19 protein-coding genes are annotated in these 19,728 nt (G+C 63.7%); 1 reads left to right on the top strand and 18 read right to left on the bottom strand.

Annotated features, from left to right (window positions below; translation table 11 throughout):
- Positions 1-5: 5 nt before the first annotated feature.
- Positions 6-3,476, bottom strand: coding sequence for an indolepyruvate ferredoxin oxidoreductase family protein (locus AC2LD7_RS12305; RefSeq protein WP_484598019.1), 3,471 nt, complete (start codon positions 3,474-3,476; stop codon positions 6-8).
- Positions 3,477-3,711: 235 nt separating this feature from the next.
- Between AC2LD7_RS12305 and AC2LD7_RS12300 the strand changes: the two genes are divergently transcribed.
- A complete protein-coding gene (locus AC2LD7_RS12300) occupies positions 3,712-4,179 on the top strand; it encodes an Lrp/AsnC family transcriptional regulator (protein WP_019340442.1) in 468 nt (155 codons plus the stop codon).
- Positions 4,180-4,392: 213 nt separating this feature from the next.
- Here the strand turns inward: AC2LD7_RS12300 and AC2LD7_RS12295 are convergent, their stop codons facing one another.
- The 17 genes from AC2LD7_RS12295 to AC2LD7_RS12215 form a co-directional block, all read right to left on the bottom strand.
- A complete protein-coding gene (locus tag AC2LD7_RS12295) occupies positions 4,393-5,649 on the bottom strand; it encodes an MFS transporter (RefSeq protein WP_484598018.1) in 1,257 nt (418 codons plus the stop codon).
- A 53-nt stretch (positions 5,650-5,702) separates the two neighbouring features.
- Complete coding sequence (phnP, locus tag AC2LD7_RS12290; protein ID WP_484598017.1) at positions 5,703-6,458, bottom strand: phosphonate metabolism protein PhnP; 756 nt, start codon at positions 6,456-6,458, stop codon at positions 5,703-5,705.
- 88 nt (positions 6,459-6,546) lie between these two features.
- Positions 6,547-7,134 (bottom strand): phosphonate metabolism protein/1,5-bisphosphokinase (PRPP-forming) PhnN, encoded by a 588-nt coding sequence (gene phnN / locus AC2LD7_RS12285; protein WP_484598029.1) that lies wholly within the window; start codon positions 7,132-7,134, stop codon positions 6,547-6,549.
- 11 nt (positions 7,135-7,145) lie between these two features.
- A complete protein-coding gene (locus AC2LD7_RS12280; protein WP_484598016.1) occupies positions 7,146-8,291 on the bottom strand; it encodes an alpha-D-ribose 1-methylphosphonate 5-triphosphate diphosphatase in 1,146 nt (381 codons plus the stop codon).
- Positions 8,281-8,982 (bottom strand): phosphonate C-P lyase system protein PhnL, encoded by a 702-nt coding sequence (gene phnL, locus AC2LD7_RS12275; protein WP_484598015.1) that lies wholly within the window; start codon positions 8,980-8,982, stop codon positions 8,281-8,283. The genes AC2LD7_RS12280 and phnL overlap by 11 nt, the downstream gene beginning before the upstream one ends.
- A 481-nt stretch (positions 8,983-9,463) precedes the next feature.
- Positions 9,464-10,276 carry a phosphonate C-P lyase system protein PhnK gene (gene phnK, locus AC2LD7_RS12270; protein ID WP_484598014.1) on the bottom strand — a complete coding sequence of 271 codons (813 nt, stop codon included), beginning with the start codon at positions 10,274-10,276 and terminating at the stop codon, positions 9,464-9,466.
- Complete coding sequence (locus AC2LD7_RS12265) at positions 10,273-11,148, bottom strand: alpha-D-ribose 1-methylphosphonate 5-phosphate C-P-lyase PhnJ (RefSeq protein WP_484598028.1); 876 nt, start codon at positions 11,146-11,148, stop codon at positions 10,273-10,275. Before AC2LD7_RS12265 ends, phnK begins: the two co-directional genes overlap by 4 nt.
- A gap of 2 nt (positions 11,149-11,150) precedes the next feature.
- A complete protein-coding gene (locus tag AC2LD7_RS12260; protein WP_484598013.1) occupies positions 11,151-12,257 on the bottom strand; it encodes a carbon-phosphorus lyase complex subunit in 1,107 nt (368 codons plus the stop codon).
- The gene (gene phnH / locus AC2LD7_RS12255) at positions 12,257-12,856 is read right to left on the bottom strand and encodes a phosphonate C-P lyase system protein PhnH (RefSeq protein ID WP_484598012.1); all 600 of its coding nucleotides are present in this window, start codon (positions 12,854-12,856) and stop codon (positions 12,257-12,259) included. The genes AC2LD7_RS12260 and phnH overlap by 1 nt, the downstream gene beginning before the upstream one ends.
- Complete coding sequence (gene phnG, locus AC2LD7_RS12250) at positions 12,856-13,308, bottom strand: phosphonate C-P lyase system protein PhnG (protein WP_484598011.1); 453 nt, start codon at positions 13,306-13,308, stop codon at positions 12,856-12,858. Before phnG ends, phnH begins: the two co-directional genes overlap by 1 nt.
- Positions 13,308-14,030 (bottom strand): phosphonate metabolism transcriptional regulator PhnF, encoded by a 723-nt coding sequence (gene phnF, locus AC2LD7_RS12245; RefSeq protein WP_484598010.1) that lies wholly within the window; start codon positions 14,028-14,030, stop codon positions 13,308-13,310. The genes phnG and phnF overlap by 1 nt, the downstream gene beginning before the upstream one ends.
- A 17-nt stretch (positions 14,031-14,047) precedes the next feature.
- Complete coding sequence (phnE, locus tag AC2LD7_RS12240; RefSeq protein ID WP_484598009.1) at positions 14,048-14,842, bottom strand: phosphonate ABC transporter, permease protein PhnE; 795 nt, start codon at positions 14,840-14,842, stop codon at positions 14,048-14,050.
- Between the two features lie 54 nt (positions 14,843-14,896).
- Positions 14,897-15,907, bottom strand: coding sequence for a phosphonate ABC transporter substrate-binding protein (gene phnD / locus AC2LD7_RS12235; protein WP_484598008.1), 1,011 nt, complete (start codon positions 15,905-15,907; stop codon positions 14,897-14,899).
- Between the two features lie 51 nt (positions 15,908-15,958).
- Positions 15,959-16,804, bottom strand: a complete 846-nt coding sequence (phnC, locus tag AC2LD7_RS12230) for a phosphonate ABC transporter ATP-binding protein (protein WP_484598007.1) — start codon at positions 16,802-16,804, stop codon at positions 15,959-15,961.
- Between the two features lie 205 nt (positions 16,805-17,009).
- The gene (locus AC2LD7_RS12225) at positions 17,010-17,420 is read right to left on the bottom strand and encodes a DUF192 domain-containing protein (RefSeq protein WP_484598006.1); all 411 of its coding nucleotides are present in this window, start codon (positions 17,418-17,420) and stop codon (positions 17,010-17,012) included.
- 35 nt (positions 17,421-17,455) lie between these two features.
- Positions 17,456-18,727 carry a cation:proton antiporter gene (locus AC2LD7_RS12220; protein ID WP_484598005.1) on the bottom strand — a complete coding sequence of 424 codons (1,272 nt, stop codon included), beginning with the start codon at positions 18,725-18,727 and terminating at the stop codon, positions 17,456-17,458.
- A 63-nt stretch (positions 18,728-18,790) separates the two neighbouring features.
- On the bottom strand, positions 18,791-19,579 hold the full coding sequence (locus AC2LD7_RS12215) for a DNA-formamidopyrimidine glycosylase family protein (protein ID WP_484598004.1): 789 nt from the start codon (positions 19,577-19,579) through the stop codon (positions 18,791-18,793).
- Between the last annotated feature and the right edge of the window lie 149 nt (positions 19,580-19,728).

The raw sequence follows: 19,728 nt of genomic DNA, 5'->3' as shown, positions 1-19,728 counted from the left end.
ACGGTTCACGCCGCCGGTTCGAACAGCCGCACGCTCTGCACCTCGTCGCCGCGGGTCAGTTGCTCCTTGAGCAGCTTTTCCTGCTGCCGGGCCTTGGTGATGGAGCGCTCCTTGACCGGGCCGTAACCGCGAATCTGCTCGGGCAGCGCGGCGATGGCCACGGCGGTGCGGTAATTGGTCGGCTTGAGCTGGGCCAGGAGCTGATCGAGGTTGCGCTCGTATTCGCTGATCAGCTCCCGCTCAACACGGCGGTCATGGCCATACCCGAACACGTCGAGCGGCGTCCCGCGCAGGAAGCGCAGCTTGGCCAGCACGCCGAAAGCATTCAGTACCCATGGCCCGAGTTCGCGTTTGCGTGGCTCGCCGGTGGTGCTGTCGCGCTTGGCCAGCCAGGCCGGCGCCAGGTGGAACTGCAGCTTGTAGTCGCCTTCGAACTGGGCTTCTAGCTGCTGACGGAACTCCGGCTCGCTGTACAGCCGCGCCACCTCGTACTCGTCCTTGTAGGCGAGCAGCTTGAAGTAGTAGCGCGCCACAGCCTTGGACAGGGCCAAGTCATCGGCGGTGTCGACTTCACGCACGCGCTCGACCAACGCGCGATAGCGCTTGGCGTACGCCGCGTTCTGGTACTGCGTGAGAAAATCCACGCGCCAGTCGACGATTTCTTCCAGGGTCTGGCAGATTGGCTCGGCCATGTCAGCCGGACGCGCCAGCTTCTCAACCACCTCGCGCTCCAGCACCGCGCGACGGCCCCAGCGGAACGCCTGCAGGTTCAGCTCCGCCGCGACGCCGTTGATGCTGATGGCCTTCTCGATGGCTTCGGCCGAAAGCGGCAACAGCCCCTGCTGATAGGCGAAACCCAGCAGGAAGAGATTGGTGGCGATGCTGTCGCCCAGCAGCCGAGTCGCCAAACGTGTGGCATCGATGAAATGGGTCTTCTCCGCGCCCACCGCATCCATCAATGCTTCGCGCATGGCCTTGCCCGGCACCTGAGCGTCGGGATTGCGGGTGAATTCGGCAGTGGCCGATTCGTGGCTGTTGATCACCGCATGACTGATCTGGTCATTGAGGCGAGTCAGCGAATCGTCACCCGCGGCGACCACCAGATCGCAACCCAGCAGCAGGTCCGTCTCGCCGGCCGCGATACGTACGGCATAGATGTCGTCCTGCTTGGCGGCGATGCGCACATGAGTGACCACCGGGCCGAATTTCTGCGCCAGCCCGGCCTGATCAAGCACCGTGCAACCCTTGCCTTCCAAGTGCGCGGCCATGCCCAACAGCGCGCCTAGGGTGGTCACACCGCTGCCGCCGACGCCGGGAATCAGCACGTTCCACGGACGCTCAAGACCTGGACGTTGCGGCTCTGGAAGCTGCGCCGGATCGAGGCTCGCACCCACCGCTTCCGGTTTACGCAGCCCGCCGCCGTGCACGGTGACGAAGCTCGGGCAGAAGCCTTCAACGCAGGAGAAATCCTTATTGCAGGCGTTCTGGTCGATCTCGCGCTTGCGCCCCAGCTCGGTTTCCAGCGGCAACACGGCCAGGCAGTTGGACTTCTCGCCACAGTCGCCGCAGCCCTCGCACACGGCGGGGTTGATGAAGGCGCGCTTGGCCGGGTCTTCCAGCTTGCCGCGCTTGCGCCGACGGCGCTTCTCGGTGGCGCAGGTCTGGTCGTAGATGATCACCGAGACGCCCTTGAACTCGCGTAGCTCGCGCTGCACGGCGTCCAGGTCGCGGCGATGATGGAAGCTGGTGATCGGCGCGAAGCCATCGCGGCTCGGGTACTTGTCCGGCTCGTCGCTGACCAACGCGATGCGTTTGACGCCTTCGTCGGCGATCTGCCGGCTGAGCTGATCGACACGCAGCTCGCCGTCGATGGGCTGGCCGCCGGTCATGGCCACCGCGTCGTTGTAGAGAATCTTGAAGGTGATGTTGACGCCCGAGGCCACCGCCGCACGTACCGCCAGGCTGCCGGAGTGGAAGTAGGTGCCATCACCGAGATTCTGGAATACATGCGGGGTTTCGGTGAACGGCGCCTGGCCGATCCAGTTGACGCCCTCGCCACCCATCTGGGTAAAGGTCTCGGTGCGCCGATCCATCCACTGGACCATGTAATGACAACCGATACCGGCGCCAGCGCGACTGCCTTCGGGCACCTTGGTCGAGCTGTTATGCGGGCAGCCGGAACAGTAATGCGGGGTGCGTACGGTGTCGTAACTGCGCGCGGCCAGGGCTTTTTCCTTGGCGGAGAGGAAGGCCAGGCGCGCCTGGATGCTGTCGCTGGTGTAGATCGGCGCGAGGCGCTTGGCGATCACGCGGGCGATCATCGCCGGGGTCAGCTCGCTGAGGTTGGGCAGCAATGAGGTGCCGTGCTCGTCGAACTCGCCGACCACCCGTGGGCGCTTGTCCAGCGGCCAGTTGTAGAGCTGACCGGTGAGCTGATCTTCGAGAATGCTGCGTTTTTCCTCGACCACCAGAATCTCGTCCAGGCCCTGCGCGAATTCGTGCACCGAAACCGGTTCCAGCGGCCAGCTCATGCCGACCTTAAGCACCCGCAGACCGACCTGGGCGCACAGCGCTTCGTCCAGACCGAGATCGTCCAGCGCCTGACGCACGTCGAGGTAACTCTTGCCGGTGGTGATGATGCCCAGGCGCGGGTTCGGCGAATCGAGCATCACCTGGTTGAGGTAGTTGGCGCGGGCAAAGGCGCGGGCGGCGTAGATCTTGTAGAGGTTGAGGCGTTTTTCCTGCGCCAGCGGCGGGTCCGGCCAGCGGATATGCACGCCGTCCTCGGGCAGCTCGAAATCATCGGGGATGCGCGTTTGGACCCGCAGCGGATCGACTTCCACCACGGCGGACGAATCGACGTTCTCGGCGATGGTCTTGAGCGCCACCCAGCAACCTGAATAACGCGACAGCTCCCAGCCGATGATGCCGTAGTCGAGGATTTCCTGAACATTGGCCGGGTTCAGTACCGGGATCGAGGCGGCGATGAACGCGTGCTCGCTCTGGTGCGGCAGGGTCGAGGATTTGCAGCCGTGATCGTCACCGGCCAGCAGCAAGACGCCGCCATGGGGCGAGACGCCAGCGGCGTTGCCGTGCTTGAAGACGTCACCGGAGCGGTCGACACCCGGCCCTTTGCCATACCACATGGCGAACACGCCGTCGTATTTGGCGCCCGGAAACAGGTTGGTCTGCTGACTGCCCCAAACCGCCGTCGCCGCCAGTTCCTCGTTGAGGCCCGGCTGGAAGTGGATGGCGTTCTGCTTGAGATAGTCGCGCGCGTCCCAGAGGCTCTTGTCCAACCCGCCAAGCGGCGAGCCCCGGTAGCCGGAAATGAAGCAACCGGTATTCAGGTTCTGAGCCTGATCGCGCTGATGCTGCAGCATCGGCAGGCGGGTCAGCGCCTGGGTGCCGGTGAGGTACAGATGTCCGGTTGCGAGCCGGTACTTGTCATCCAGGCGGATCTCGGCCAATGACATGTGGCGCTCCTGTTTGTTGTTCGGAGTCTGGGTGGCGTTGTTCGCCTCCCGCCTAAAAGCTATGGCGAAGCCGTATGAGGCTTCGCCACGCCAGCAATCGGCAGGGGATCACCCCACCGTTGCGCGTTGGATAAGAGTCTGGCCGTGACCGGGAGAGATTTTCTTTCTACTTTTGCGGTGTAAGCGCCTTCGAGCGCATGATCAATCCGCGAATAACAACAAAAAGGGAACAACCATGCAGACACCGCTGAGCAGCATCGACCGCAAGATTCTGCTGCTGCTGCAACACAACGCCGATCTCTCCGCTGCGGAAATCGCGGAAAAGGTCGAGCTGTCGCAATCGCCGTGCTGGCGCCGAATCAATCGCATGCAGGAAGAAGGGCTGATCGAGCGCAAAGTCGCCCTGCTCAATCCCAAGAAGCTCGGGCTGAACATGACGGTGTTCGTCAACATCAAGCTCTCGGCGCATGGGCGCAGCAACCTCGATGAATTCGAGCGCGCAGTGGTGGGTTATCCCGAGGTGCTGGAGTGCCACACCATGGCCGGCGAGTCGGACTACCTGCTCAAGGTGGTCGCCAAGGACATCGACAGTTACGAGCGCTTTTTGCGCGACCAACTGTTACAGCGGCCGCATGTGCAAGAAGCGCATTCGCACATCGCGATGAGCGAGGTGAAGCGGACAACAGAGTTGCCGCTGGATTAGCGCTGTTTGGGTCGTTGGCGAGCCCAAGTTTGCAGGCTTGAGCCTTATCTGTGGGAGGCCCGCCCTCGGGGCGAAGCCATTGCCCGGCACGCGCCGCTACAAGCTGGCAGCCCTGCGGATTGCATTCGCCGCGGGGCGCGCCTCCTACAGTTCCGACAGGCTTGAGCCAATGGATGAATGTATTAACCGCTCAGGAAACTAGCGTCGCCCAGGTCAAACCTGGCGCGGTTGCGGACAAACACCCACACCGGGACGGTTGGCCCAGCGCAGCGCCAGCGGCCCGATCAGCAGCAACAGACCCATCAGGCCGAACGCCGCCCACCAACCCACCAGATGCTCGTCGCCCAGCGCGTCGAGCACCATGCCGAACAACAGCGGGCCGAGAAACGCGCCGGTAAAGCCGGTACAGGAATACAGCGCCATGACAGCGCCGCGGTGGCTGGCAGGCGCAACCGCCACCAGGCCGGCGGTCAGCGCGGCCGAGTCGGCCGTTACCGTGACGCTGTAACAAATGATCAACACCAACAGCGCCCAGAATGGCAGCGCCGCGCCGAGCCCGACCAGGCAGGCAAGCACCGCCGAAAGCAGCATCACAATCACCAGCCAGCGCTGCCGGCCGAAGCGGATCGCCATTTCGTTACCGAGGATGCTCGCCGGCATGCCGATCAGCGTCGCGATCATCGCCACCCAGGTCCCGCTCAGCCAGGGCGACTGGCCCTGCCATTCACCGGCGAACACGACAAAAGCCACCAGCCAGGCGCGGAAGGCGAACAACTCCAGGTTGTGCATGGCATAGGCCAGGCAGTAGGCGATTACGGGACGGCTCGTCAGCGGCGCCAGGTCCAGCAAGCGCCGCTGCTCATGCTGGACAACCGCCTTAGGCGGCAGGCCGCGCCAGACCATTACCCAGGCAAGCAACGCGCAGCCTCCGCTGAGCAGCGCCGGCAGCTGCCAGCCGCCGAGTTTGGCGAGTTCGCCAGAAAGCAGGAAGGACAGCGCCGTGCCGAGGCCGAAACTCGCCGTGTAAAACGCGATAGCGCGCGATTGCGCCGGGCCCTCGATGCGCTCGGACAACGCCTTGAGCCCCGGCATATAGGTGCCGGCCAGGCCGATCCCGGCCAGCACGCGCCAGAGCAGCGCCGACCAGAAGTCATCGGCCAGCACGAAGCCGGCGCTGGCAAATGCCGTCAGCAGCATCGCCCAGAGATAGATCAGCCGCGCATCGTGGCGATCAGTCAGCCCTGTCAGTACCGGCACCGCGATCATGTAGCCGAGAAAGAAGCCGCCGCCGATCCAGCCCGCCGCGGTGTTGTCCAGCTCCCAGAGCGTCTGGAACTCCGGCAACAGCGCGGCGAACAGAGCAAAGCCCGCCATGCCCAGGGTTTCGGCGATGCACATCAGCAGCGTCAGCCGACGAGAGGCCTGGCTCGTCTCGGAAGCGGGCGGCGATGCGGCATCGGTCGGGTTCATTCGGCTTCCATCGTTGCGGTGGCGTCCGTGCGGGAAAGGTGTGCTTCCTGCGTTCAGAGCGACTGGTCGTCGCTGGCCAGGCTGACCCCGGCCGGTAACGCGTCGGGGTTGTCCAGCAACCAAGCATCCAGATTGTGACCAATATGTGTCAGCAGCGCACGCCCCGGTTGCAGCTCGGCTATCACCTCGAGCGCACGGGTCAGGTCGTTGTGGTTCTGCGGCGCCTCTTGCGGCGGGCTCGAACAGTCCAGTACCAGCAGGTCGAGCGGACGCTGGCGCAACGCGCTCAGGCTGGTTTCGGGTACGCCAAGGGTATCGGTGAGATAAGCGATGCGCCGCCCCGCTCCGTCGAACAAATAGCCCAGGGTCGGCTTCGAGTGATTGAGCGGCAGTGCGGTGACGCTCAGTTCGTTCATATCGCCTAGCTCGCGGCGTTCCAGCGCGGCGAACGGCTCCGAAAAATCAAGGATTCCTGGATGTTTGTAGAGATCGGCCAGCCCCTCGGGGTCGATCGGGCCATGCACCGGAATGCGCAACCCGAGCCCCCAGCGCAAATGCAGCAGACCTTGGGCGTGGTCGGCGTGGTAATGGGTCTGCAGGATTCCGCTGAGGCTGCCGGGGGCGAAGCGCTCGGTGAGGTCGGTCAGACCGCTGTCGATCAACCAGCGTTGCGTGCCGCATTCGATCAAGGCGCAGCAAGGCCCCCGACGCCAGGCCGGATCGAGCCGCGCGCGTTGGCAGGCCGCGCAATCGCAGTTGTACACCGGCACCTGACGGGCGTTGCCGCTGCCGAGTATGGTCAGGCGCATGATGCTTCTCGGTCCTGCACTGACAGCTCGGGGCGCGCCTGAGTTTCGGACAGGCCTGCGGCCTGTATTCGCCGCGAGGGCGCGCCTCCTACAGAACTGGCGTGCATGGGCTGTTCTCTTGGAAACGCTCGACGCGGTCGATCAGCTGAAGCAAGCGCTGTACGGTCTGCTCCAGCGGTCCGGAATTGTCCAGGATCAGCACCTCGTCCTGCTCCGCCGCCGAGCGAAACTGTGCGTTGCGGGCCAACCGCGCCTCGATCTCCTCGACTGTTTCACGGCCCCGCGCCAGCAGACGTTGACGCAGCACGGGCAGCGTCACCGTAAGCAAAACCGCCTGCAGCTGCGGATAGCGTTTACGCGCCTCGCTCAGATAGCCCCGCGAGCCATTGACCAGCACATCCTCGCCGGCCTCCAGCCATTCGTCGATCTGCTTGGGAATGCCGTAGTGCAAGCCATTGGCCTGCCAATGCAATGCGAAGGCGCCGTTGCGGCGCAGTTGCTCGAATTCTTCGGCGGTCACCGCCAGTGCGTCCTCCCCCACCGCCTCGGCGGAACGGGTAATTACGCGTCGGACGATCCGGCATCCACGCGCTTCCAGCGGCTCGCTCGCGGCCTGCAGCAGGCTGTCCTTGCCGGAGCCGGACGGCCCCATCAGATAGATCAATCGTCCCGTCATCCGTCCCGTCATCAGAACACCCTTTTGCCTTGTCGCCATACCTGTCGGATTACCGGCTGGCCCTGTCTGTCGCTCGCCTGCAGCAGGTCCGCGCGTAGGCCGGGGCGGATCTCGCCGCGATCATCGAAGCCCGCCGCCTGAGCTGGCGCCAGGCTCACCGTGGCGATGGCCTTGGGCAGATCATAGTCGTTGCTCTGTGCGGCGAGCAGAAACGCGGCTTGCAGCAGGCTGGCCGGGTAGTAATCGCTGGACAGGATATCCAGCACGCCACGTCGCGCCAGATCAGCCGCTGCAATGTTGCCCGAATGCGAACCACCGCGAACGATGTTCGGCGCGCCCATCAGCACCTTCAGCCCACGGATATGGCTGGCCTCGGCCGCTTCGAAGGTGGTGGGAAATTCGGCGATGGCCATGCCGAAACCGGCCGACTCCGCGACATGCGCCAGCGTCGCGTCATCGTGGCTGGCCAGGGCCAAGCCGCGGGCCTGACAGATCTCTACGATGGCGCGGCGCTGACGATCGCTGTACTGCCGGGAATTGGCGACTTGCTGGTCGCTGAAGGCATCCATCTCCGCCTCATTGAGGTGGTATTTGCCCATGTAGTACTCGCGGTATTTCTCTTCACGAGCGAACTGGCGCTGGCCGGGCGAGTGATCCATGACCGATACCAGTTGCACCAATGGATGCTCCACCAGATCGCGGAACACCGCCAGCGTATCCGGGTGGCAGACTTCGCAGCGCAGGTGCAGCCGATGCTCGGCGCGGGTGTCTCCGCCGGCCTCGGCCTGGGCGATGGCATCAAGCATGGCGGGTAACTGTTGCATGCGTTTGCCGCGCGGGTTGATGTCGCCGATGGACAGCGCATCGAACACGGTGGTGATGCCTGCGGCAACGATCTGCGCATCATGGGTCAGCACCGCCGAGGCCGAAGGCCAGTCGACGCCGGGGCGCGGCGTCATGTGCTTTTCCAGGTTGTCGGTGTGCAGCTCGACCAAGCCGGGCATCAGGTAATCGCCGTCCAGATCCTGGGCCTGTGGCAGTTGACTGTTGCCTGCGTTGAATTCGGCGATTATCCCGTCACGAACGACCAGCGTGCCGTCGATCACCTGATCGGCCGTGACTATCCGGGCGTTCTTCAGAATCAGTTCAACAGGCATGGCGGTGCTCCTCTGTAGTCATGTCCAGGTAGCGATCGGCAACCGCCTCGCGTATCGCACGGTCATGGAAAATGCCGATCAGCGCCGCGCCTGCGGCCTTGGCTTCGGCGATCAGCTCCAGCACCACCTGGCAGTTGGCTTCATCGAGCGATGCGGTCGGTTCGTCCAGGAGCAGCACCGGCCACTGCACCATGAAGCCACGCGCCAGGTTGACGCGCTGCTGCTCGCCGCCGGAAAAGGTGCCCGGCGCCAGCTGCCAGAGACGTTCGGGGATGTTCAGCCGGGTCAACAGATTCTCTGCACGGGTCTGAGCCTCTTGACGGTTCCAGCCGCGCGCCAGCGCCGGCGCCATCACCACCTCGAGGCAAGGTACGCGTGGGATTACCCGCAGAAACTGACTGACATAGCCGAGACTTTCGCGGCGCACCGCCAGCAGCTGTCGAGGCTCGGCACCGACCAATTCCAGCGGTTCGCCGCGATGGCGCAGACGAATGCTGCCGGTGGCCAGATAGTTGCCGTAAAGGCAGCGCAACAGGGTGGATTTTCCGGCACCGGAGCGTCCATGCAGTACCAGACATTCGCCGCCGCGCACGGTGAACTCCAGCGCCGATAGCACCTCGAGCACGACGCCATGCTGCTGATGCAAGGTGAAACGTTTGCTGAGGTCGCGGACCTCGATCAGGTTGTTCATGAGCGATCCCCGACAATGCATGGATTGGATAAAGATGAATTGGCCAGCGATCGCGTGCGCCGCGTAGTCCTCACCCCAGCCCTCTCCCGGAGGGAGAGCGGGTTGATCGGCGTGAGCTTGGGCCGTGTGCGGGTGGACTCAGCATGGGCATCCTTTTTCTCGACCTCTGACCTCACCTGGAGCACGAAGGGATTGATCGGCACCGACCTCGGTGTCCAACGCCACTTCGCTGCCCTCAGATCAACAATCGAAGCAACGGCCATGCACCTATCTGCCCCCTCCCCCTCCGGGAGAGGGTTGGGGTGAGGGCTGCTCAGCTGCGGGAGGCCAATCATGGTTGCAACACCGACGAGACCAGCCGCTACGAATTGCGGCTTCGCGGCGCTCAGACCAACGTTCGAAGCAACGGCCATACATAGACCTGCCCCCTCTCCCTCCGGGAGAGGGTTGGGGTGAGGGCTGCTCAGTTCCGGGAGGCCACTCATGGCTGCAGCACCGACGACACCAGCAGCTGCGAATACGGGTGCTGCGGATCATCGAGAACCTGATCGGTCAGCCCGGTTTCCACCACCCGCGAGCGGCGCATGACCATCAGCCGATCCGCCAGCAGCCGCGCAACCGCCAGGTCGTGGGTGACGATCACCACCGCCAGATCCAGCTCGTGCACCAGACCGCGCAGCAGGTCGAGCAGGCGCGCCTGCACCGAGACGTCGAGGCCGCCGGTGGGCTCGTCCATAAACACCAGACGCGGCCCGGAGACCAGATTGCGAGCGATCTGCAGGCGCTGCTGCATACCGCCAGAGAAGGTGCGCGGCAAATCGTCGATACGCGTCGGATCGATCTCCACCTGGCTCAGCCAGTCCAATCCGGCCTGACGCAACTGGCCATAGTGGCGCTGCCCCTGGGCCATCAATCGTTCACCGATATTGGCTCCGGCCGATACACCCATGCGCAGACCATCGCGCGGGTTCTGCTCGACAAAGCCCCACTCGGTGCGCAGCAAGCTCCGGCGTTCCGCCTCGCTGGCGGCATAGAGATCGAGCCAGGCGTCGTCGCGGCCACGATAGCTGACCGAGCCCCGATCGGGCGGGCAGCGCCCTGAGAGCAGGCTGAGCAGCGTGGATTTGCCGGAACCGGATTCACCGACGATGCCCAGCACTTCACCGGGATAGAGATCGAAATCGACACCCTGGCAGCCAGTATCCGGCCCGTACAGGCGCGTCAGCCCGCGGACCGACAGCAAGGGCTGATCGAGTCGGCTGGCGGGTTGTTGCAGTTCGAGCGCGGCGTTCATTCGGCGACCTCCTGGGCATCGCGGCGTTGCGTGCAGTAATCGGTGTCCGAACAGACGAAGCGTTTGGTGCCGGCGTCGTCGACGATGAGTTCGTCGAGGTACGAGCTGTCACTGCCGCAGAAGGCGCAGCACTGGTCCCAGGCCTGGATGGCGAAGGGGTGATCCTCGAAGTCCAGGCTGCGCACGTCCGTGTAGGGCGGCAACGCATACAGGCGCTTCTCACGACCGGCGCCGAACAGCATCAGCGCCGGGCTCATGTCCAGCTTGGGGTTATCGAATTTGGGAATCGGCGACGGGTCCATCACGTAGCGGCCATCCACCGTCACCGGGTAGGCGTAGCTGGTGGCGATATGGCCGAAGGTGGCGATGTCTTCGTAGAGCTTGACGTGCATGACCCCGTAATCGGCTAGCGCATGCATGGTCCGCGTCTCGCTCTCCGAGGGTTCGATGAACCGCAGCGGCTCGGGGATCGGCACCTGGAAGACCATGATCTGGTCATTGCGCAGGGGTGTTTCCGGAATGCGGTGGCGGGTCTGGATCAGCGTCGCTTCAGGCGTGCGAGTGGTGGTAGCAACACCCGCAGTACGGGCGAAGAAGCGACGGATCGACACGGCATTGGTGGTGTCGTCCGCGCCCTGGTCGATCACCTTGAGCACGTCCTCGGCGCCGAGAATGGCGGCGGTCAGCTGCATGCCGCCCGTGCCCCAGCCATAGGGCAGCGGCATCTCGCGCCCGCCGAAGGGCACCTGATAACCGGGGATTGCCACGGCCTTGAGCAGCCCGCGACGGATCATGCGTTTGGTCTGTTCATCCAGGTAAGCGAAGTTGTAGCCCTGCTCTGTCTCGCCAGGCTGACGGTCTATAACAGTCATATTCATGCGCGGCGCTCCTCGGCGTTGGGCTCGGCCGTGGCGGTCTCCTCGACCGGCGCGCGGCGCAGCTTGCGAATCAACTCCAGTTCGGACTGGAAATCGACGTAATGCGGCAACTTGAGGTGCGAGACGAAGCCACCCGCCTCGACGTTGTCGCAGTGCATCAAGACGAACTCTTCCTGCTGCGCCGGGCCCTGCACCGTCTCGCCGTACTCGGCGCCGCGCAGCGCCCGGTCGACGAGTGCCATGCCCATGGCCTTGCGCTCGGCGTAACCGAAGGCCAGCCCGTAGCCGCGGGTGAACTGCGGGTCGATGCCCTGCCCGCCGACGAACTGGTTGACCATCTCGCACTCGGTCACTTCGATGTCGCCCAGCGGAACGGCAAAGCCCAACTCCGGCGGCTCCATCCAGACCTCGACCTGACCGATACGGATTTCTCCGGCGAAGGGGTGGTTGCGGCCATAGCCGCGTTGGGTCGAGTAACCCAGCGCCAGTAGAAAGCCCTCGTCGCCACGAGCCAACGCTTGCAGCCGTTGGGCGCGGTCGCTGGGAAATTCCAGCGGTTCACGGGTGATATCCGGCACAGCGTGATCGCCGCCGCGCTCCGGTTTCATCAAACCTTCCTGGGCGAGCAGATCGAGCACGCGCGGACAGTCTGCCAGTTCGGCGTGAGGATCAAGCTCCGGACCGGGATGTTCGCCCTCAGCCAGTAGGCTGAAATCCAGAAGGCGATGGCTGTAATCGAAGGTCGGGCCGAGCAGCTGGCCGCCGGGCAGATCCTTGAAGGTCGCCGAGATGCGACGGTTCGGGCGCATCTCTGCGGTTTCCAGCGGCACGCTATTGCCAAAACGCGGCAGCGTGGTGCGATAGGCGCGTAGCAGGAAGATCGCTTCGAGCAGATCGCCAGCCGCCTGCTTGATCGCCAGCGCCGCCAATTCTTCGTCGAACAGCGACCCTTCAGCCATGACCCGCGCCACCGCCAAAGGCAATTGCTGTCGGATCTGGCTGACGCTCAGTTCGGGCAAGGCGGTGTCGCCGCGGCGCTTCTTCGCCAGCAGTCGGTGAGCATTGTCGATGGCCTGTTCGCCACCTTTGACGGCTACATACATCAGGCGACCTCCTCTATCGATGACGCAATACGGGTGCTGCGGGGCAAGCCGATCAGTGATCGGTCGGCGGCGAAGAACAGGTCCAGCCCGCGCGGGAAGTCGTTGCGAGTAGCGCGCTGCTGCCATAACGCGGCCGGAACCGGCAGGCGGACCTCGCGCGGCCCAAGAATGCCGGGGCCGCTCCAGCTCAACGCCGCGCCACCCTCGAGGGCATCGAGCTGGACCAGTAACGTGCAGGACTGGTCAGGAAAGCGTTCGCTACCGGTGCAGAAGCCGGACAGGTCTGCCAACTCCTGGGGGCCGAGCAGCGCGAAATCAGCCGACTCGCGTTCAGCCACGATCGGGCAACCACAATGGAACGCCAGGTTGGCGCGCACCGTCGGCGTATCGAAGGCGGGCGCCAGCCACAGTCGCGTATCACCGTCGAGCAGGCTCAGGCACAAGGCGTAAGTTGCCGGCGCCAGTGAATCGAGGGCCGCTACCGGAATCACTGGCTGCGCCAGGCCGGGCTCGGCCAGGGCCTTGAGCGCAGTACGAAACACTCGTTGGCTGTCCAGCACTTGGTCGTCGAATGCTGCATGCAACAAATCCGTGCTCATCAGTCCTCTCCTCTGACCAGGGTGAAGAATTCCACTTTGCTGCTGGCCGTCTCGGCGTCCTGCGCCGCACGACTGGCCGCCTGTTCAGCTGCCAGCGGTGCGATGACTTGCTGCTGCCAGCGCGCCTGATCGCGGCCTTGCAGATGCGCGTCAGCCAGTGCGGCCAGTTCGGCGTGGTGCTTGTCGCGCCCAGCCACGTAGCTGTAGCCGGTCCGTCCATCGCCAAGGCGCACCACGCAACGGGTCACCGTCATTTCGCCGAGGTTGAACGCAGCGCCAGTGCCGCCCATGCGGCCACGGACCAGCGTCATGCCGATTTCCGGTGCGCGTACCAGTTGGTAATCGATGTCCTTGAGCTCGGCCTCGTAGCGCGTCAGCTCATCGCCGGCACGGGCAAGCACGCCCATCCAGCGCTGGCGAGTGGCTATTTCTGGGGTCATGCGCGTCTCCATCAGGTAGCGACCTGGTACTGGAAGCGGTCGGCGCGGCTGGTCGACAACGACAGCTCCACCGGCCGTCCGGCCAGGTCGTGGGAAAGGGTGAGCACGGTCAGCAGCGGCGCGTGGCGCGGCATCAACAGCTGATCGGCCTCGTCGGGCGTGGGCAGTCGCGCACCGATCAGGCTAAAGGCGCGGTGCAGCGGCAGATCACGCTCGCCCAGGTAACGACGCAACGAACCGCCGTTGTAATCGTCCAGCAGCGGTTGGCGGCTGGCACAGAAGCGGTGACGGATCAGGCTTACCGGTTGTTCGTCGAGCAGGCGAAGGGTGTGCAACTCAAGCAACGCCGCGCTCTCGCCCAGCTTCAGGTAGCCGGCCTCCTCGGCGGTCGCCGGACGCAGCTGGCGCTGCAGCAGCCGCGCCTGAACCCCGAGGCCTTGCGCCGACAGCGATTCGCTGTAGGCACTGCCAGCGGCCAGCGGATAGATCAGCGGACGCGCCAGGACTCGCGTACTTCGGCCCTGTTGGCGTAACACGCGGCCCTCGCTGACCAGCTCGTCGATAGCGCGGCGCAGCGTGTGGCGGTTGACCGCAAACCGGTTCGCCAGCTGAACCTCGCCGGGCAACTGGTCGCCGGGCTGCAGATGACGCAATTCCTCACGCAGCTGGGCGGCCAGCTGCAGGTAACGCGGTTGAGGTTGTCTAGACAGGTGCATGGCTAAAAAAGGACGCACGCGGCGCCCGTCTCCGGTCAGATGAACAGTTTGCGCAAGCGCTGGGAAACGATGTCGATCACGCTCACCACCGCCACGATGACGATCAGCAAGGCGCAGGTTTGGCCAAACTGGAAGCCGCGGATGGCCTCCCAAAGAATCACCCCGATACCGCCTGCGCCGACCATGCCCACTACCGTTGCCGAGCGCACATTGGATTCGAAGCGATACAGCGCGTAGGAAATCCACAGCGGCAGCACTTGCGGAATCACCCCGAAAATGACCTCTTGCAAGGCGCTGGCACCGGTGGCGCGTACGCCTTCCACAGGGCCCGGCTCGATGGCTTCAACCGCTTCGGCGAAGAGCTTGGCGAGCACGCCGGTGGTGCCGACGAACAGCGCCAGTACGCCGGCGAAAGGCCCGAGGCCGACCGCGACGACGAAGAGCATCGCAAAGACCATCTCGTTGATCGAACGACAGGCGTCCATTGCGCGCCGGACTGGCTGATACACCCACCAGGGCACGATGTTATCGGCGCAGAGAATGCCCAGCGGGATCGCGCAAACGATCGCCAACACGGTGCCCCAAAGGGCGATCTGCACGGTGACGATCATTTCCTTCAGGTACAGCTCCCAGTGGCTGAAGTCCGGCGGAAAGAAGTCGGCGGCGAAGGTCGCCATATTGTCGGCATCGCGGATCAGCGTCAGCGGCTTCATCTCGGCGCCCTGCCAGGACCAACCCAGCAGCATCAGGAACAGCCCCCAGCCGATCAGCTTGAGCCACGAGTGTTTCTGCGGCGCGGCAACGGTTGGATGTGCAGTCAGAGAAGTCATCAGAGGCTCCGGCAAACAAGAAAGCTGGCCGCCGCTCGCGCGGCGGCCAGTGGATCAGCCCGCCGTTGCGGCTGCGGTTTTCTGCTGGAGCTCAGCCATGCGTTGCTCGAGCGTGGCGAGCTGGGCGTCCAACTCCTTCAGCTGAGCCTGCTTCTCGCTTTCGTCGAGTTTGCTGTTGTTGGCGACTTCGCTGCGCTTCTTGAACAGCTCCAACTGACGGATCGGCAGCAGCTGGTCGTCATCGGAGGCGCGGAACTTGCCCCACTGCAGGTCAGCCAGCACGTCCATCTCGCCGGGCTTGTCGCCATAGGTCATGAAGAATTCGCGAATACCGGCCTTGGTCGCCTCTGGCAGGTTCTTGCGCCAGACCATAGGGTCGGCCGGGATCAGCGGAGAGGTCCAGATCACCTGGAGCTGAGCGGCCTTTTCCGGCGCGGTCAGCTCCAGGCGCTCCATGCCTTCGTTGTTGAAGGTGCCGACGTCGACCTGCTTGTTGGCCACCGACAGGGCGTTCACTTCGTGGCTGCCGTTGAGCGAGCGCTTGAAGATCTTGTTGGCGTCTACCTTGTTCTTGGCGAAGACGTAGTAGCCCGGCACCAGATAGCCCGAAGTGGAGTTCGGGTCGCCGTTGGCGAAGGTCAGGTTGGCGGCGTTTTTGAGCATCGCGTCGACGGAGTCGATGGGGCTGTCCTTGTGCGCGACCAGCAGGCTGTAATAACCCTGCGCACCATTGGCGGCGACGGTCTGGGCGAAGATTTCACCGCCAGCGCGGTCCACCGCTTCCATAGCCGACTTGTTGCCGTACCAGGCCAGGTCGACCTTGTCGAAGCGCATGCCCTGGATAATGCCGGCATAGTCCGGGGCGAAGAACGCGTTGATCTTCATCCCAGTGCGCTCGCTCATCGCGGCGAGGAAGGGATCCCAGACGGCCCGCAGGTTTTGCGAGGATTCGGTGGAGATGATGCCGAAATTCAGTTCCTTGCCATCCTCTGCGTGGGCGTTGCCCAGCAGCGAGCCGGTCAACAAGGCAGAGGCGGCCAGGACGCGGCCAAGACGATTGAACATGGAAAAGCTCCTGTCAGTGATGACGTTGGGTTGGCATGTCTTATTGGGTGTTCAGGCGCGCGCCAGGGTCAGCGTGCGGGTCTGTGCAGGCACCGCAGCCGCAGGCGACCGGGTTTGATCGGAGAACAGCAGGCTGGCGTCGAGATCGGCGCCGTAAAGATCGTTGAGAAACCGCGAATCCAGGTCTGCGCAGGCGCCGTCGTAATGGATTCGGCCGTCCTTCAGTGCCACCGCCCTACGGCAGTACCGCAAGGCGTAGTCGACCTGATGCAATGTCACCACCACGGTCTTGCCGTCGATCCGGTTGATGTCAGCGAGAATGTCCATGACCTTGCGCGCGGATTCGGGATCGAGCGAGGCGATTGGCTCGTCGGCAAGAATCACTTCAGCCTGCTGGGTCAGCGCGCGGGCGATGGCGACCCGTTGCTGCTGACCGCCGGAAAGTGTCGAGGCGCGCTGATCGGCACGATGGGCCAGCCCCACGCGTTCCAGCGCCGCCAGCGCCTGCTGCTTCTGCTCGGCGCTGAACATGCCCAGCGAACCGCGCCAGCGCGGCATACGACCGAGAAAGCCCAGTAGCACGTTGTCCATCACGCTGAGACGGTTGACCAGATTGAACTGCTGGAAGATGTAACCGATGTCTGCACGCAGCCGCCGCACGTCGCCATTCAAACGACCCGCCGACTGCACTTCGCGCCCGAGCACCTGAATGTTGCCGCCGCTGCGATCGCAGCAGGCCAGCCCGGCGATGTGCCGCAGCAGCGTGGATTTGCCGGAGCCCGAGGCGCCGATCAGCGCGACCATCTCGCCCGGCTGCACGGACAGTGCTAGATCATGCAGAGCACGTTTGCCTGCGAAGGTCTTGTTCAGACTGTCGACACGGATAACCGCATTCATGGACCGTCTCCCTCATCGAGAACGACGGCAGCCCCTTGTTGGCCACCGTCTGATGAGGCATGACCTTAGGGCCGGCCAATGTCGCTTCGGTGAAGGGTTAATGACTGTTTGATGACTTGTCTAAACAGGCGAAACGGGCGGCGCCGCCCGCTCGTTAAAGCGCGTCGTCTAGCTCGCGGGGCGACGTTTGGCGGCCGCTCGCAACTTATTTCGGGATACCGTTCACCTGATCGCCGATACCTGCGCCGTGCTGACGAAACCAGCCCTGGTTCACTTCCAGCGCATAACGCGCCGGCTCGCGCGAGCAGCGGATCGCCGTGCTCAGCGGCTCCAGGTCGATCACATCGACGATGCGCCCCTGCTCGTCCATGAAGGCTGCCGACAGCGGCAACGGAGTGTTCTTCATCCACAGGCAGTGGCGGCGAAAATCGTCGAAGCGAAACAGCATGCCGCCGTCTGCCGCCAGCTCGGTGCGCTCCATCAAACCGCGTTCGCGCTCGGCTGCTGAGCGGGCGTATTCGGCCTGCAACCGAGCGTCGCCTACCTGCAGATCGAGCAGAGGTTCGGCGCTGGCAAACGAGGACCACAGGATCAGCGGCAGCAAGACGGCGCGCATATGAATGACTCCAGACAGGTTCACGAATGAGCCGCTCAATGCTGATCAGCCTTAGGTGGCTGCGTGCCATACATTGATCGCACCAGCGGGCCCACCGTCAGGCCCTGCAATAGAATCGAGACCAGCACGACGATGTAGGTCAGGCTCAGCAGCAGATCCCGTTCTTCTCCCAGCGGTAAAGACAGCGCCAGCGCCACCGAGACGCCGCCCCGCAGGCCGCCCCATGACAGGATGCGGATGGTGCCGCGCGTGATCTGCCGGTCAGTGACGCCGTGCAGTTTGCGCAACATGACGATCATCGGCGCCACGGTCAGCACGCGTGAAAGCAGCACCGCCGCGCCCAGCAGCAACGCCGTCACCGCGTGCAACCAGCCGAACGGCAAGATCAGCAGTTCGAGGCCGATAAGCGCGAACAGCAGCGCATTGAGAATTTCATCGATCAGCTCCCAGAAGCCGTCGACGTAACGCCGCGTGCTGTCGCTCATCGCCTTCTTGCGGCCCTGGTTACCGATGATCAAACCGGCCACCGCCATCACGATCGGCGCCGAAACGTGCAGATGGGCTGCCACTGCCGAACCACCGAACACCAGCGCTAAGGTCAGCATCACCGATGGCTGATGCTCATCGACCTTACGCAGCAGATAGAACACGCCATAGCCCAGCGCAATGCCCAGCAGGATGCCGCCGACCGCCTCTTTGGCGAATAGCAGGCCGAAGTCCGCCAGACTTGGCGTCTGGCCGAGGCTCAGCACCCCCAGCAGGATGCTGAACAGCACCACAGCGGTGCCGTCGTTGAACAGCGACTCGCCGACAATGGTGGTCTGCAGCGGCTTGGGTGCGCCGCTGCTCTTGAGAATGCCCATCGCCGCGATCGGATCGGTTGGCGAAATCAGCGCGCCGAACAGCAGGCAGTAGATGAAATCGATATGCCAGCCGAACAGACCGAAGATATAAAACGCGAGCCAGGCCACCACGAAGGTGGAAATCAGCACGCCGCCGGTGGCCAATATGCCGACGGGCCATTTGTAGCTACGCAGGTCGTCAAGGTTGACGTGCAGGGCGCCGGCGAACAGCAATGCGGGCAGGAACCAGGTCATCAGCACGTCGGAAAAGTCGATGCGACTGACGATTTGCTGCATTTCGGTTTCGAGCACTGGATAGCCCAATGCCGAAAAACCCAGCGCGATCAATGACAGGACCAGCGCCGTCAGCATCACGCCAATCGTCGGCGGTAGCTTGAGGAAGCGGTAATTGACGTAAGTGAAGAAGGTCGTCAGCGCAATGAACGCCGCCGCTAGGTCGAGCATCGGAAACTCCAGCCAGTTCGTTAGCGGGCTATCTTATCGGTTCGCCGGGCTGTTAGGCGTGCATCAGTCGACTTCGGCTTCGACGATCGGCTGCTCGGCTTGTTGAATGCCAGCGTCGGTCCCGTAGCGCTTTTGGCAACGCTCACAATAGAAACTGCGGCGCTTGCTTCGCCCCAGCGCTTTGGCTTTTACGAATGGAATCTTGCAGCGCGGACAGGTCGTTTTGGTGTGCGCCAGCCAGTGCTTCTTGAGCGTGCCTTCGTGCTTCCACTGAAGAAATTCGAAGCTGTAGGTGCGAACTTCACGTGCCAGCTCGCGCAGCTTGGCCGCCGGCAATTCACCGATCAGCGACAGCGGATGGATGCGCGTGCGGAACAGCACTTCGTTCTTGATGATGTTGCCGGAGCCGGAAAACAGCGTTTGATCCAGCAGCGCATCGCAGGCGAGCAGCCGCGGCCGTGCGCGCAGCTTTTTGAGCGCCGCGCGTTCATTCCAGGCATCGCTCATGACGTCAGCGCTCCAGTCGTAGGCCTCGTCCAGCGGGCCTTCGATGGGCTGCACCGAGCAGCCATAAAAATTCAGCTCACCATTGGCGAAGCCCAGGCTCAGGCGCGGCGCGGACTCCTTGCGCTCGTTGATTCGATAGCTGCCGAACAGCAGCAGATGGATGCGCAGGGACACGTCGTCCAGCTCGATCAGAAAGTGCTTGCCCCAGCTGCGAAACGATCGCACGGTCTGGCCGACCAGCCGCGCCTTGTCGAGCTTGGAGTTGCCCTCGGCACGTTCGATGACCTGGCCGGTGAACACGTCGGCCTGTTCGCGAAGAATGACGATCGATGGACCTTCGGGCATGGCGATATCGCTTCGGCTGGGCGTTACCGATATCGACTGGCGCCAGGCGTGAAGGTGCGACAGAGACGACCAAGCGCGATGAAGACTGATCTAAGCTCGTGAGCGCGAGCCGATCTCTGCCGCGCCAACGGGCTATCCGTGACCGGAAC

This window comes from Stutzerimonas sp. (genome assembly GCF_982611455.1).
Note: the sequence above shows the minus strand (reverse complement) of the source record. Positions and strands in the feature narration are given on the sequence as shown.